Source organism: Rhodanobacter aciditrophus (genome assembly GCF_050026795.1).
Lineage (GTDB): Bacteria > Pseudomonadota > Gammaproteobacteria > Xanthomonadales > Rhodanobacteraceae > Rhodanobacter_A.
The window spans coordinates 529,988-543,217 of sequence record NZ_JALBWP010000012.1; the positions used below are offsets into that span (position 1 = coordinate 529,988).

Genomic DNA, 13,230 nt, shown 5'->3' on the forward strand with positions numbered 1-13,230 from the left:
TACGCTGCTTTCCACTCCTGCCGCCGAAGCCGCCATGCGCCGATTCCTTTCCGGGGCTTTCGTCCTCGCCGCCATGTTCGCCTTCGCCTCGCCGCTGGCCGCACAGACCTTGCGGGTGATGAGCTTCAACGTCCGCACGCTCTCGGCGCACGACGGCGCCAACGGCTGGGAGCACCGCCGCGACCTGATGGTGCGCACGATCCGCGAACAGCATCCCGACGTGATGGGCACGCAGGAGTTGTTCAGGCAACAGGGCGACTACCTCGTCGCCAAACTGCACGGCTACACCTGGTTCGGCATCGGCCGCTACGGCGACGAGCGCGACGAACACATGGGCGTGTTCTACCGCCGCGACCGGCTGAAGCTGCTCGATTCCGGCAACTTCTGGCTCTCCGACACACCCGACAAACCCGGCAGCATCAGCTGGGGCCACCCGCTGCCGCGCCTGGTGACCTGGGCGAAATTCGAGGATCGCGCCAACCGCCGCGTGTTCTACTTCTACAACACCCACTTCCCCTACCGCGAGCAGGACGTGATGGCACGCACCCGCGCCGCGCAGGAGATCGCCTCACGCATCGAAAAGCTGCCTGCCGGCACGCCTGTGGTGCTCACCGGCGACTTCAACACCGACGCCGCCAGTTCCGCCTATACCACCCTCACCAGGGTCCTGGTCGACGCCCGCGCCGCCGTGGCCCACCCCAGCGGCCCCGAGAACACCTTCCACGATTTCACCGGCATCGCCAGGGAACGCATCGACTGGATCCTGGAACGCGGTTTCACTCCGCTGGCGTATGCCACCGTCACCACCCACGTGGGCAAGCGCTATCCCTCGGACCACTTCCCGGTCGCCACCGAACTGGCCTGGAAACCCGCCCGCTGAAGCGATTCCGCGCGCTTGTCACGGCGTCGGCCAGCACGTAGAATTGCCGGCTCGCGCAGACCACGCGACCCCTTTCGGAGAGGTGGCAGAGTGGTCGAATGTACCTGACTCGAAATCAGGCGTACGTGCAAGCGTACCGTGGGTTCGAATCCCACCCTCTCCGCCAGACACAAAAACGCCCCCTCGTGGGGCGTTTTTGTGTCTGGCGGAGAGGGTGGGTGAAAGAAGCCACGCGGGTGATTCGGCGCATCCCGCGCCTCTCCCTTCGGGCCATCGGCTGCGCCGATGTTCGCTTCGGCATCCTGCCTTCGCGAGCGACAAATTCGTCCGGAACGAATTTGGACAGCCGAAGGCTGGCCCCGTAGCGCGAAGGGGTGAGCCCCATGGATGGGGCGAACAATCCCACCCAATCGCCGTACGCGGCTTTGTGCTTTTGCACCCACCCCCAACATCCGCCATGCTTCCCCCATGATCGAATTCGGACACGGCACCCACGTCGGCTTGCGCCGCACGCGCAACGAGGACACCTACTACGCCGATGCGGCGCTGGGCCTGTTCCTGGTGGCTGACGGCATGGGCGGCCATCTGCACGGCGAAGTGGCCTCGGCCCTGGTGCGCGACAGCGTGGTCGATCTGGTGACCCGCGGGCACAGTCTGGCCGAGGCGATCCGCGGCGCCGACGAGCACCTGCTCGCGCAGATGCACGAGGGCGCCGACGTGATGCCGATGGGCAGCACGATCGTGGCGCTGCGCCTGAACGAGGACGGCTACGAGGCGGCCTGGGTGGGCGACAGCCGCATCTACACCACCGGGCGCGAGCTGCGTCAGATCAGCCACGACCATTCGCTGGTGCAGGCGCTGGTCGAGGCGGGGCAACTGGATCCGGCGCACACCGCGCGGCATCCGCAGCGCAACGTGCTGACCCAGGCGCTGGGCGTCACTGCCGCCTCCCAGCTGCACATCGGCATGGCGCACGGGCGCGTCACACCCGGCGTGGGTTTCCTGCTTTGCAGCGACGGGCTGACCGAAGACCTCGACGCGGCCACAATCGCGCGCACGGTGGCACGCACCGACCTCGCCGCGCAGGAGTGCGTCGACCAGCTGCTGCTGGGTGCGCTGGATCGCGGCGGCAAGGACAACATCACCGCGATCCTGGTGCGCTCAAGCTGAGCCTACTTCCGCAGGCGCATCGGCCGTCTCCAGCCTGCGCCAGAGGCTGACGCCGCCGGCACTCTTGTCCAGCGCGTCAAGGCGCTGCTCGTGCAGGGCCGACTCCTCGGCGGATGCCCGAAGCACGCACGGGCGCCCGCGCAGCACCAACGGCGCGGCAACCGCCGTGTCGATCGCCGATTCCTGCGGCTGCTCGAAGGCCAGATCCAGCGCCACCTGGCCCGAGGTCATCGCCAGATAGACATCGGCCAGCAGCTGGGCGTCGATCAGGCCGCCATGCAGGTCGCGCCGCGAATTGTCCACGCCGAGACGCTTGCACAACGCATCCAGGCTGTTGCGCTGGCCGGGATAGCGCTCGCGCGCCATCGCCAGCGTGTCGAGCACGCTGCAGCGGTCGCCGATGCGGCCGTAGGCTTCGCCCAGCCGCGCCAGTTCGGCGTCGATGAAACCCACGTCGAAGCTGGCATTGTGGATGACCAGTTCGGCGCCGTCGATGAAGGCGAGAAACTCGTCCACGCGCTCGGCAAAGAGCGGCTTGTCCTGCAGGAAATCGTCGCGGATGCCGGTGACCTGGCTGGCGCCCTCGTCCATCGGCCGCTCGGGATTGAGATAGGTCTGCCAGTGGCGGCCGGTCAGGCGCCGCCCCACCATCTCCACGCAGGCGATCTCCACCAGCCGGTGGCCCTGGCGCACTTCCAGGCCGGTGGTTTCCGTATCCAGCACCACCTGCCTCATGCGCGGTTCCTGTGCTGCTCGGCCTGCTTGCGCGCGGCCTGGTCGACGCGTTCGTTCTCGATGTGGCCGTCGTGGCCCTTGACCCAGTGCCAGCGCACGTGATGCCGTCCGCTGGCCACGGACAGGCGCTCCCAGAGGTCCTGGTTCTTCACCGGCTTCCGGTCAGCGGTGCGCCAGCCGTTCGCGCGCCACTTCGGCAGCCACTGTTCGATGCCCTGCATCACGTAGCGCGAATCGGTGGTAAGCACCACGGCACAGGGTCGCGTCAGCGCTTCCAGCGCGCCGATCGCCGCCATCAGCTCCATGCGGTTGTTGGTGGTATCGGCTTCGCCGCCAGCCAGCAGGCGCTCGCGGCCCTTGGCGCGCAGCAACGCCGCCCAGCCACCTGGCCCCGGATTACCGAGGCAGGCGCCATCGGTGAACGCTTCCACTTCGTCGGTCGTCACGCAGGGTTCCTTCAGGACACGGAATGTCGCCGTGTGCCCGGCGACAGGCGCGCGTTCACCGGCGCATGCGCCGGCAGCGGCCGCAGTTTCAGAGGGATGGCGGCGCGCCGCTGCTTGCGCGCCAGCAGCAGGTAGCCGCCGCCCCAACGGCTGTCGCTGCCCGTCGGCCGTGGGTCGCCCGGCCAGGGTGCGCCCAGTCGGCGCAGGCTTTCGATCTCCAGCCCGGCCCGCCGCAATTGCTGGTGCAGGCGCCACGGCCATTGCAGCGACTGCCGCTGTCCGCGCGCGCGCCAACAGAACCACGGCGCCCAACCGCCCAGTGGATGCACTGCGGTCACCGCCAGCAAGCCACCGGCCGCCAGCACCCGGCAGGCTTCGGCCAGCAGTGCGGCGACCTGCGGCGCAGGCTCCAGCGCATGCTGCAGCCAGACAAGGTCGAACGCCTCGTCGATGAAAGGCAAGGGTTCGTCGGGGTTGCCGAGCAAATCGCCGCGGTAGCCGTCCCGCGCCAGCCACAGCCGGGTCCATGTCACGCCGGGCAAGGGCGGTACCGCATCGTCGTCGGCCACGCCGATGCGCAAGGCTCGCCGCCCCGTCTCGCGCTGCAGCAATGGCGCCATGCTGCGCCATTGTCCGCTGCGCAATCGCCTCAAGGGGGCGCTGGAATGAATGTCCTGATCGCGTTGAAGCGCCATGCACTGGATCCGGCTCCGGTGGTTCCGGGCTCGGTCGTCATCGAAATCCAGCCTGCAGTGTAGCGTTTGATGGTGCCGACGGTGTCGCAGGCTTCAGGGGACGTGCCGCACATCGCTGAATCGCCGCCCTGCGCATTAACGGCATGCTAACGAGCCGCCGGGGAAGGCTGTTTATAGTCGACGGCTTCACGCATGCCGGGATGGCAGCGTCTGCCGTTCGACCAACGCAGCGGAGCACGCCATGCATCTCGTACCGCTACCGGCACTGGCCGACAACTATATCTGGCTGCTGCACGACGACGCGGGCCACGCCATCGTCGTCGATCCCGGCGACGACGCGCCGGTGGAGCAGGCGCTGGCCGCGCGCCGGCTGCAGCTGCAGGCGATCCTGCTGACCCACCACCATCACGACCACGTCGGCGGAGCGCTGGCGCTGCGCGAGCGGCACGGCGTACCCGTGTATGCACCCGAGGACACGCGCATCGAAGCAGCCACTGTGCGCTTGCACGACCGCGAACGCATCACCCTGGCGCAGCCGCAGGCCAGCTTCGAGGTGATCGCCGTGCCGGGGCATACGCTGAGCCACGTGGCCTACCACGGCGAGGGCGTGCTGCTGGCGGGCGACACCCTGTTCAGCCTGGGCTGCGGCCGCCTGTTCGAAGGCACGCCTGCGCAGATGCTGGCCTCGCTGGACCGCCTCGCAACGCTGCCGGCCGACACCATGCTCTGCTGCGGGCACGAATACACCGCCGCCAACGGCCGCTTCGCCCACGAGATCGAGCCGGACAATGCCGACCTCTCGGCGCGCCTGCGCGAGGTGACAGCCCTGCGCGCGCAACAACGCCCCAGCCTGCCGGTATCGATGGCCAGCGAATTGGCGGCGAATCCCTTCCTGCGCACCGACACATCTGCCGTGATCGACTGGTGCCGACGGCAATCTGCCGAGTCCGCGGATCGCATCAGCCGTTTTGCGGCCCTGCGCAAGGCCAAGGATGCGTTCCGCGCATGAACAGCCACCTGTACGCAAAGCGCCTGTTGCCACTCGCGCTCTCGGCCCTGCTTGCCGCCTGCGCCACCACACCGCCAACGCATCCCGAACCGGCACCACCTCCGCCACCCGTCGCGTCGGCCGCCGTCGGGGCGACACCGCCCGCCGCGGCCGCCGCGCCGGCACCGGAAGCGGGCAACGTCTGGGACCGGCTGCGCGGCAGCTTCGCGATGGCCGACTGCGATGCCGATCCCGCGGTGCTGGCTTGGGCGCGACGCTACACGCGCAGCCCGCAGCGCTTCGAGGAGGAAGTGCGCGCGGCACTGCCTAAGCTCACCTACGTGCAGCAGGTGGCGGCAGAGCACGACGTGGCCGGCGAGTTCGCACTGTTGCCGTGGATCGAGAGCGGCTTCCGCCCGATCCCCGGTCGGCGCGGCCGCCCCGCCGGCATGTGGCAGATCATGCCGGCCACGGCCACCGCGATGGGCCTGCGCGTGGACCGCCACTACGATGGCCGCCTCGACGTGCAGGCCTCCGCCGATGCGGTGATGAAACTGCTCAGCCGCTACCACGAGCAGTTCCACGACTGGCGCGTCACCGATTACGCATACAACGCCGGCGAGTTCTGGGCCCGCAAACTGGTGGAGCAACACGGCCTGCCGCCGGAAACGCCGGTGATTCCCCGCTGGCCGGTACGCCGCATCACCCGCGAACACCTCACCAAGCTGCTCGCGATGGCCTGCGTGGTGCGTGAACCCGACCGCTTCCACGTCAGCCTGCCCACGCTGACGCCCAGCCAGCACCTCGTCTCGGTGCCGCTGCCGCACTCGATGCCGCTGGCGCGCGCCGCCGACCGTGCCGGCATGCCGCTGGATCAGCTGAAGAACCTCAATGCGGCCTTCCGCAACGACATCGCCGACACCAGCGCCGCCTCCTATCTGATGATGCCGGTCAACCATGCCCGGCAGTTTCGCGATGCGCTGCTGGACCAGGCCGCCACCGCCAGTGCCGACCGCCTGCCCGACGCCACACTGCAGCCCGGCATCGGTGCCTCCGGCGACGACGTGACCGCCATCCCCGTCGACACACCATCTCCGCGGCAGTCCCCTGCCAGCGTGCGGATGCACCGCGTGAAGTCCGGCGAAAGCCTGTGGCAGCTGGCCCGCCACTACTCGGTGAGCGTGGGCGAACTGCAGCGCTGGAACCACCTGCGCGGGCAATCCATCAAGCCCGGCCAGGTGCTCAAGGTCAGCGCGTCGCGCTGAATCCGCGGTGCTCCGGAACGACGAAGGCGGCCCAGGGCCGCCTTCGTCGTTCAACCCTGCGATCGCCGGAGCTTACATGCGGTCCTTGGCGATCTTTATCTCGGTGCTGTCGCGCAGCGACTTGATCAGCTCCTGGGTCGCCACGGCACCGTAGGCCTGGGTCATCTGCTGGCGCAGCGTGTCGCGCTCCGCGGGCGTGACCTTGCCGAGATCCGCTCCCTGCACCTTGTCTACGGCGAGCAGCGCATAGGTGCCGTCGTGCATGTCCACCGCGGCGTACTGCGGCTTGCCGTCTGCGGGATGCGGCAGCAGGAAGGCCTGCTTGCGCAGCGCCGCCGGCACGTCGGGCTGGATGCGCACCATGTCGGCGACATCCTTGACGCTGGCATTGGCGGAGGCCGCCACGGCCGTCAGCGCCTCACCCTTGCGCAGGCGCGCCAGCAGGGTGTCGGCCTGCTGTTTCGCGGCGACCTGGATGCGCTGGTCGAGGATGGTCTTGCCGATCGCGTCGTGCACCTCGGCCAGCGGCTTGGCAGCGGCGGCCACATGCCTGGCCACGCGGATCACCACGGCATCGTCGTTGCCAAGTTCGATCAGGTTGGAGTTGTTGCCCTGCGCCAGCACGTCGTTGCCGAACGCCGCCTTGATGACCTTGGGGTTGGCGGCGATGCCCTCACCGCCCTGGCGCGAGAACAGGCCGGTGGTCTTGATCGGCAGACCCAGCGCCTGCGCCGCCGGTTCCAGCGAGGATGGATTCTGATAGGTGTTGTCGGACAGCTTGCCCGCGACCTCGTTGTACTTGCGGTCCTTGTCGCCCGCGGTGGCCTCGGCCAGCAGCTGGTCGCGCACCTCGGCGAAGGACTTGGCTTCGCCGCTGCGGACGTCGCGCAGCCACAGGATGTCGTAGCCGTCGGGGGTCAGCACCGGCTTGGAGATCTCGCCCTTCTTCAAGGCGAACATCGCGGTGTCGAACGCGGCGTTGGTCACACCCTTCTGCAGCCAGCCGAGATCGCCACCCTGGCGCTTCGAACCCAGGTCGTCCGAATCCTGCGCGGCCAGCTTGGCGAAATTCTCCGGCGTGGCTTCGGCGGCGATCTTGTCGGCCTTAGCCAGCGCAGCCTTCTGCTGATCGGGTGTGGCGTTGGCCGGCACATTCACGAGGATGTGCGACACCTCGCGCTGTTCGGGCTGCACGAAGCGCTGCTTCTCGCTCTCGTAGCGCTTCATCAGGTCGGCGTCGCTTGGCGCCGCCTCCGGCTTCAGGTCGGCGCCGTTCACTTCGATGTACTGCAGCGACACCTGCTCGGGGTTCATGTAATCCGCGATGTGCGCCTTGTAGTAGTCCGCGATCTGGGCATCGGTGACGGTGGCGTCGGCCGGCTGGGGCTTGGGCAGCACGGCGTAGCTGATGTCGCGGCGCTGCATGCGCAGATTGAGGTAATGGTCGATTTCGGCGTCGGTGACGATGGTGCTGGCGTCGATCGCGTTCGGCAACGCCTGCGTGGCCAGCGACGCGGTCACGTCGTTCTGGAACATTTCCGGCGTCTTGCGCTGCTCGGCCAGCAGGGTGCGGTAGGTGTTCGGATCGAACTGGCCGTTGACCTGGAACGCGGGGATCGCCGCAATGTAATCGCGCACCGCCTGGTCGGGTACGCGAATACCCCAGTCCTCGTTCGCCTTCAGCAGCAGTTGCTGGTCGATCATGCCGTCCAGCACCTGCAGTTTCATCGCCGGCTTCTCGAACGCGTCCGGATCGAAGCTGTCGCCCTGCTCGGCGCTCAACTGCTGGCGCAGCTGGTTCATGCGATCCTGGAAGTCCTGCTGGCTGATCTCGTGCTTGCCCACCTTCGCCACGTAGGTATCGGCGCGGGATTCGATATATCCCTCGATGCCGAAGAACGTCATCGCGAAGGTCGCCACGCCGAGAAGGACGACGGCCGGCCATCCGTGCATCTTGTTACGCATTGCCTGCAGCATTGCCTACCCTTCCTGCCAGTGTTGATCTGCGCACGCGGCGCACGTTGCATGAACCGATTCGGACGCCTGTCGCGGCGGATTCCCGGAGACGTGGTCCAAACGACAAGGGCGCCACTGGGGCGCCCTTGCGAACCGTGGCGGAGCGGACGGGACTCGAACCCGCGACCTCCGGCGTGACAGGCCAGCATTCTAACCGACTGAACTACCGCTCCACAGTTTTCTGGTGGGTGCTGTAGGGATCGAACCTACGACCATCGCCTTGTAAGGGCGGCGCTCTACCGCTGAGCTAAGCACCCGAAACCGAGCGTCAGCCGCTCAGTTTAGGGCGTCCTTGAGCGTCTTGCCAGCCTTGAAGGCGGGAACCTTCGAGGCCTTGATCTTGATCGTCTCGTTGGTGCGCGGGTTGCGACCGGTACGGGCGGCACGCTTGCGCACGGTGAACGTACCGAAACCGACCACCGACACGTCCTCACCCTTCTTCAGCGACTTCTGCACGACCTCGAAGAACGCTTCGAGCGCGCGACCGGCGTCGGCCTTGGTCAGTTCTGCCTTGTCGGCGATGGCATTGATCAGATCGGTTTTATTCATTGAAAACTCCCTAGTACGTTTTGCGGCAGGCTCGCCCCGTGGCATGGGCTCGCGCAGCCGCCGTGGATGGTGGTACCCGCTTGGCGCCGTAACGCAACCCCGCATCGCGGACACGTGCAGCAGGCGCCGGGATTGCGGTTTCGCCTTTATACCAGTGCCTCGCCAAACACCGCAATACAAGCTGCAGCAAGGTTTTCGGGCCATACGCAGCGGCGACGGGAGGTTTGTCGGCGACTGGGTCACAAAAAACGCCCACGACGCCTGCGGGTTTTCCGGCATGCGCGAAAACGCAAGACGCCGCGAGCCGGGAAACGGCTCGCGGCGTCTTGTCTGCGTCCGACATCAGTGCGGTCGCGCGTGAGATTCCGCCTCGTCGACTTCCGACTGTTCCTCGCGCTCGGCGCGCGACGCGGTTTTCGGCTCGTTCGGCTGCAGCGGGTGCTCCAGCGCGATGTCGAGCACTTCGTCGATCCAGCGCACCGGGTGGATCTCCAGCGAGGCGGTAATGTTGGCCGGCATGTCGGCCAGATCCTTCTTGTTGTCCTCGGGGATGATCACCGTGGTGATGCCGCCGCGATGTGCGGCCAGCAGCTTCTCCTTGAGCCCGCCGATCGGCAGCACGCGGCCGCGCAGCGTGATCTCGCCAGTCATCGCCACTTCCGAGCGTACCGGCACCTTGGTCAGCGCGGACACCAGCGCGGTGCACATGCCGATGCCGGCGCTCGGGCCGTCCTTCGGCGTGGCACCCTCCGGCACGTGCACGTGGATGTCGAATTTCTGGTGGAACTCCGGATCGATTCCCAGTCGGTCCACGCGCGCGCGTACCACCGACAGCGCGGCCTGGATCGACTCCTTCATCACGTCGCCGAGCTGGCCGGTATGCACCAGCCGACCCTTGCCGGGCACCACCGAGGCTTCGATGCTGAGCAGCTCGCCGCCCACCTGGGTCCAGGCCAGACCGGTAACCAGGCCGACTTCGTTCTGCAGCTCCTTGCGGCCGAAGTCGAACCGGCGCACGCCGAGGTAGTGGTCGAGGTTCGCCGAGTCCACCACCACCGCTGCCACGGCCTTCGCCTTGCCCTTCGCGGATTTTGCCGCCGGCTTCGCCTTGCCCTTGGCCTTGCGCACCTCGCCCAGCGTGAGTTCCTTCACCACCTTGCGGCAGATCTTGGAGATCTCGCGCTCCAGGTTGCGCACACCGGACTCGCGCGTGTAGTAACGCACGATGTCGCGCACCGCCTCCTCCGCCACGCTCAGCTCCTCGGGCTTCAGCCCGTTCGCCTTGAGCTGCTTGGGCAGCAGGTACTTCTGCGCGATCGCCAGCTTCTCGTCCTCGGTGTAGCCGGGGATGCGGATCACTTCCATGCGGTCCAGCAGCGGGCCCGGGATATTGAGCGAGTTCGCCGTGGCGATCCACATCACCTCGGAGAGGTCGAGATCCACCTCGAGGTAGTGGTCGTTGAACGCGTGGTTCTGCTCGGGGTCGAGCACCTCCAGCAGCGCCGACGACGGGTCGCCGCGGAAGTCCATCGACATCTTGTCGATCTCATCCAGCACGAACAGCGGGTTCCTGCTGCCGGCCTTGTTGAGGTTCTGCACGATGCGACCTGGCATCGAGCCGATGTAGGTACGACGGTGACCGCGGATTTCCGCCTCGTCACGCACGCCGCCCAGCGACATGCGGACAAACTTGCGGTTGGTGGCCTTGGCAATCGACTGGCCGAGCGAGGTCTTGCCCACGCCGGGCGGACCGACCAGGCAGAGGATCGGCCCCTTCATCGCCGACACGCGGTGCTGCACGGCGAGGTATTCGAGGATGCGGTCCTTGACCTTCTCCAGGCCGAAATGGTCGGCGTCCAGCACCTGCTGTGCCAGCGCGAGGTCCTTGCGCACCTTGCTGCGCTTCTTCCACGGCACGCCGACCAGCCAGTCGAGGTAGTTGCGCACCACCGTGGCCTCGGCCGACATCGGCGACATCTGCTTGAGCTTGCCGAATTCCTGGCGCGCCTTGGCCAGCACCGCCTTGGGCATGCCGGCGGACTCGATCTTCTTCTGCAGCTCCTCGACCTCGTTCGGGCCTTCCTCGCCTTCGCCCAGCTCCTTCTGGATCGCCTTCATCTGCTCGTTGAGATAGTACTCGCGCTGGCTCTTCTCCATCTGCGATTTCACGCGGCCGCGGATGCGCTTCTCCACCTGCTGCAAGTCCATCTCGCCGTCGACCAGCCCAATCAGGAGCTCCAGCCGCTCGCCCACGTCGGCGGTCTCAAGCACCTTCTGCTTGTCGGCCATGCGCACCGACAGGTGCGCGGCGATGGAGTCGGCCACGCGCGAGGGGTCCTCGATACCGGACAGGCTGGCTAGCACTTCCGGCGGCAGCTTGCGGCTCTGCTTCACCAGCTGCTCGAACAGCGAGATCAGCGTGCGCGAGACAACGTCCAGTTCGCGCTCCTTGGCGCTGTACACCGGCTCGATCACGCGCGAACGCGCCACCAGCATGCCGCCATCCTCGTGGCAATCCTCGATCATCACCCGCGACTGGCCCTCGACCAGCACCTTCACCGTGCCGTCGGGCAGTTTCAGGAGTTGCAGCACACCGGCGAGCGTGCCGATCTGGTGCAGGTCGCCGACCGCCGGATCGTCGATGTCCGGGCTCTTCTGCGCCACCAGAAGGATCTGCCGCTCGCTTTCCATCGCGCGCTCCAGCGCACGCATGGATTTGTCGCGTCCCACGAAGAGCGGGATCACCATGTGCGGATAGACCACCACGTCGCGCAGCGGCAGCACGGGCAGCGCGTCGGGGACGGCAGGCGTAGGGGCATTCTTGGCCATTGAGGGGGTTCTCGCGGAAATCCGGTGGGGCAGGCCCGACACTGCGCCGGGCGCCATGACACGTCAAGTGGTGGCGAACCGGGGGTTACTCAAGCGACGCCGACCTGGTGAACGCCAGGCCTTGCGGACATCACTGCTCGCAAGGATCAAGCCGGCGGCCGTCCATGCCCCCCTGGGCGCCTTGCGATCATCCACGGTCGCCGAAGCCAGATGGGGGGCCATCCGGCCGCTCCCCACAGACAAAACAAAACGGCTCCGGCGCGTGCGCCGGAGCCGTTTCGCGAAACCTGCAGCGATCAGGCGGCGTCGCCGCCTTCGCCCGCCGCACGCTGCTGCAGGTTGCCGCGGTAGATCAGGTAAGGCTCAGCCTGGCCCTCGATCACCGCATCGTCCACCACCACCTTGCTGACGTGCTCCAGCGAAGGCAGCTCGTACATGGTGTCCAGCAACACCTGCTCAAGGATGGTGCGCAGGCCGCGAGCGCCAGTCTTGCGCTTGAGCGCCTTCCTGGCGATCGCCTGCAGCGCCTCGGGACGGAACTCCAGCTCCACGTCCTCCATCTCGAACAGCTTCCTGAATTGCTTGGTGACGGCGTTCTTCGGCTCGGTGAGGATCTTCACCAGCGCGGCCTCATCCAGCTCGTCGAGCGTGGCGACCACCGGCAGACGGCCGACGAATTCGGGAATCAGGCCAAACTTCACCAGGTCCGCCGGCTCCACGTCGGCCAGCACCTTGCCGAGGTTCTGGGTGCGCTCCTTGCTGCGCACCTCCGCGCCGAAGCCGATGCCGGTACTCTCGGAGCGCTGCTGGATCACCTTCTCCAGCCCCGCGAACGCGCCACCGCAGATGAACAGGATGTTCTTGGTGTCCACCTGCAGGAATTCCTGCTGCGGATGCTTGCGGCCGCCCTGCGGCGGCACCGAGGCCAGCGTGCCCTCGATCAGCTTCAGCAGCGCCTGCTGCACGCCCTCGCCTGACACGTCGCGAGTGATCGACGGGTTCTCGCTCTTGCGTGAGATCTTGTCGATCTCGTCGATGTAGACGATGCCCGACTGCGCCTTCTCGACGTCGTAGTCGCACTTCTGCAGCAGCTTCTGGATGATGTTCTCGACATCCTCGCCCACGTAACCGGCCTCGGTCAGCGTGGTGGCGTCGGCGATCGTGAACGGCACGTTGAGCAGGCGGGCCAGCGTCTCGGCCAGCAGGGTCTTGCCCGACCCGGTGGGACCGATCAGCAGGATGTTGGACTTGCCCAGCTCGACGTCGTCGCCCTTCTGGCGCGACTCCATGCGCTTGTAGTGGTTGTACACCGCCACCGCCAGCGCCTTCTTGGCGCGGGCCTGGCCCACCACGTACTGGTCCAGCGACTCGCGGATCTCCTTGGGCTTGGGCAGCTGGGTGCGGCCGGAGGCGGCCTTCTCCTCCAGTTCCTCGCGGATGATGTCGTTGCACAGCTCAACGCACTCGTCGCAGATGAACACGGACGGGCCCGCGATCAGCTTGCGCACCTCATGCTGGCTCTTGCCGCAGAAAGAGCAGTAGAGAATCTTCCCGCCGTCGCTGGAACGTCCCTGCCGGTCGTCGCTCATACTTTGATTCCGCTGGTGAAACTGTGGGTGGTTCAGGTTGCGGCCCGAGAATAGCACAGGGCTCCGCG

The 13,230-nt window shown here is 67.0% G+C and carries 11 protein-coding genes and 3 tRNA genes; 5 read left to right on the top strand and 9 right to left on the bottom strand.

The window, feature by feature from the left end:
* Window positions 1-34 precede the first annotated feature (34 nt).
* From ACQGNW_RS15475 to ACQGNW_RS15485, 3 genes are all read left to right on the top strand, one after another.
* Window positions 35-880 carry an endonuclease/exonuclease/phosphatase family protein gene (locus ACQGNW_RS15475; RefSeq protein ID WP_426664124.1) on the top strand — a complete coding sequence of 282 codons (846 nt, stop codon included), beginning with the start codon at window positions 35-37 and terminating at the stop codon, window positions 878-880.
* A 76-nt stretch (window positions 881-956) separates the two neighbouring features.
* A tRNA-Ser gene (locus ACQGNW_RS15480) sits at window positions 957-1,046 on the top strand.
* Between the two features lie 302 nt (window positions 1,047-1,348).
* Entirely contained in the window at window positions 1,349-2,050 is a 702-nt protein-coding gene (locus ACQGNW_RS15485; RefSeq protein ID WP_426664125.1) for a PP2C family protein-serine/threonine phosphatase, read from the top strand.
* Here ACQGNW_RS15485 and dnaQ read toward each other — a convergent pair.
* Genes dnaQ through ACQGNW_RS15500 form a run of 3 tightly spaced genes read right to left on the bottom strand, consistent with a single transcriptional unit; the run spans window position 2,042 to window position 3,851 of the window.
* Window positions 2,042-2,785: a DNA polymerase III subunit epsilon gene (gene dnaQ, locus ACQGNW_RS15490; protein ID WP_426664126.1), complete on the bottom strand. Its 744-nt coding sequence runs from the start codon at window positions 2,783-2,785 to the stop codon at window positions 2,042-2,044. The genes ACQGNW_RS15485 and dnaQ overlap by 9 nt on opposite strands.
* Complete coding sequence (rnhA, locus tag ACQGNW_RS15495) at window positions 2,782-3,231, bottom strand: ribonuclease HI (protein ID WP_426664127.1); 450 nt, start codon at window positions 3,229-3,231, stop codon at window positions 2,782-2,784. The genes dnaQ and rnhA overlap by 4 nt, the downstream gene beginning before the upstream one ends.
* An 11-nt stretch (window positions 3,232-3,242) precedes the next feature.
* Window positions 3,243-3,851 (bottom strand): methyltransferase domain-containing protein, encoded by a 609-nt coding sequence (locus ACQGNW_RS15500; RefSeq protein ID WP_426664128.1) that lies wholly within the window; start codon window positions 3,849-3,851, stop codon window positions 3,243-3,245.
* A 316-nt stretch (window positions 3,852-4,167) separates the two neighbouring features.
* Here ACQGNW_RS15500 and gloB point away from each other — a divergent pair, with 316 nt between their 5' ends.
* Window positions 4,168-4,935 (top strand): hydroxyacylglutathione hydrolase, encoded by a 768-nt coding sequence (gloB, locus tag ACQGNW_RS15505; RefSeq protein WP_426664129.1) that lies wholly within the window; start codon window positions 4,168-4,170, stop codon window positions 4,933-4,935.
* Window positions 4,932-6,179, top strand: a complete 1,248-nt coding sequence (locus ACQGNW_RS15510; RefSeq protein ID WP_426664130.1) for a LysM peptidoglycan-binding domain-containing protein — start codon at window positions 4,932-4,934, stop codon at window positions 6,177-6,179. Before gloB ends, ACQGNW_RS15510 begins: the two co-directional genes overlap by 4 nt.
* A gap of 72 nt (window positions 6,180-6,251) precedes the next feature.
* Here the strand turns inward: ACQGNW_RS15510 and ACQGNW_RS15515 are convergent, their stop codons facing one another.
* From ACQGNW_RS15515 to clpX, 6 genes are all read right to left on the bottom strand, one after another.
* On the bottom strand, window positions 6,252-8,156 hold the full coding sequence (locus ACQGNW_RS15515; protein ID WP_426664132.1) for a SurA N-terminal domain-containing protein: 1,905 nt from the start codon (window positions 8,154-8,156) through the stop codon (window positions 6,252-6,254).
* Window positions 8,157-8,291: 135 nt separating this feature from the next.
* Window positions 8,292-8,368, bottom strand: a tRNA-Asp gene (locus tag ACQGNW_RS15520).
* A 9-nt stretch (window positions 8,369-8,377) separates the two neighbouring features.
* Window positions 8,378-8,452: transfer RNA gene (locus ACQGNW_RS15525), tRNA-Val, on the bottom strand.
* A gap of 19 nt (window positions 8,453-8,471) precedes the next feature.
* A complete protein-coding gene (locus ACQGNW_RS15530) occupies window positions 8,472-8,744 on the bottom strand; it encodes an HU family DNA-binding protein (protein ID WP_077483600.1) in 273 nt (90 codons plus the stop codon).
* 342 nt (window positions 8,745-9,086) lie between these two features.
* Window positions 9,087-11,573, bottom strand: a complete 2,487-nt coding sequence (gene lon / locus ACQGNW_RS15535) for an endopeptidase La (RefSeq protein ID WP_426664133.1) — start codon at window positions 11,571-11,573, stop codon at window positions 9,087-9,089.
* 296 nt (window positions 11,574-11,869) lie between these two features.
* Window positions 11,870-13,162, bottom strand: coding sequence for an ATP-dependent Clp protease ATP-binding subunit ClpX (gene clpX / locus ACQGNW_RS15540; RefSeq protein ID WP_426664134.1), 1,293 nt, complete (start codon window positions 13,160-13,162; stop codon window positions 11,870-11,872).
* Window positions 13,163-13,230: the final 68 nt, after the last annotated feature.

What these genes read in the sequence shown, in the direction of transcription:
- ACQGNW_RS15475 (WP_426664124.1), top strand. Translation starts at nt 35, where the DNA reads ATGCGCCGATTCCTTTCCGGGGCTTTCGTCCTCGCCGCCATGTTCGCC.
- ACQGNW_RS15485 (WP_426664125.1), top strand. Translation starts at nt 1,349, where the DNA reads ATGATCGAATTCGGACACGGCACCCACGTCGGCTTGCGCCGCACGCGC.
- dnaQ (WP_426664126.1), bottom strand. Translation starts at nt 2,785, where the DNA reads ATGAGGCAGGTGGTGCTGGATACGGAAACCACCGGCCTGGAAGTGCGC.
- ACQGNW_RS15500 (WP_426664128.1), bottom strand. Translation starts at nt 3,851, where the DNA reads ATGGCGCCATTGCTGCAGCGCGAGACGGGGCGGCGAGCCTTGCGCATC.
- gloB (WP_426664129.1), top strand. Translation starts at nt 4,168, where the DNA reads ATGCATCTCGTACCGCTACCGGCACTGGCCGACAACTATATCTGGCTG.
- ACQGNW_RS15510 (WP_426664130.1), top strand. Translation starts at nt 4,932, where the DNA reads ATGAACAGCCACCTGTACGCAAAGCGCCTGTTGCCACTCGCGCTCTCG.
- ACQGNW_RS15515 (WP_426664132.1), bottom strand. Translation starts at nt 8,156, where the DNA reads ATGCTGCAGGCAATGCGTAACAAGATGCACGGATGGCCGGCCGTCGTC.
- ACQGNW_RS15530 (WP_077483600.1), bottom strand. Translation starts at nt 8,744, where the DNA reads ATGAATAAAACCGATCTGATCAATGCCATCGCCGACAAGGCAGAACTG.
- lon (WP_426664133.1), bottom strand. Translation starts at nt 11,573, where the DNA reads ATGGCCAAGAATGCCCCTACGCCTGCCGTCCCCGACGCGCTGCCCGTG.
- clpX (WP_426664134.1), bottom strand. Translation starts at nt 13,162, where the DNA reads ATGAGCGACGACCGGCAGGGACGTTCCAGCGACGGCGGGAAGATTCTC.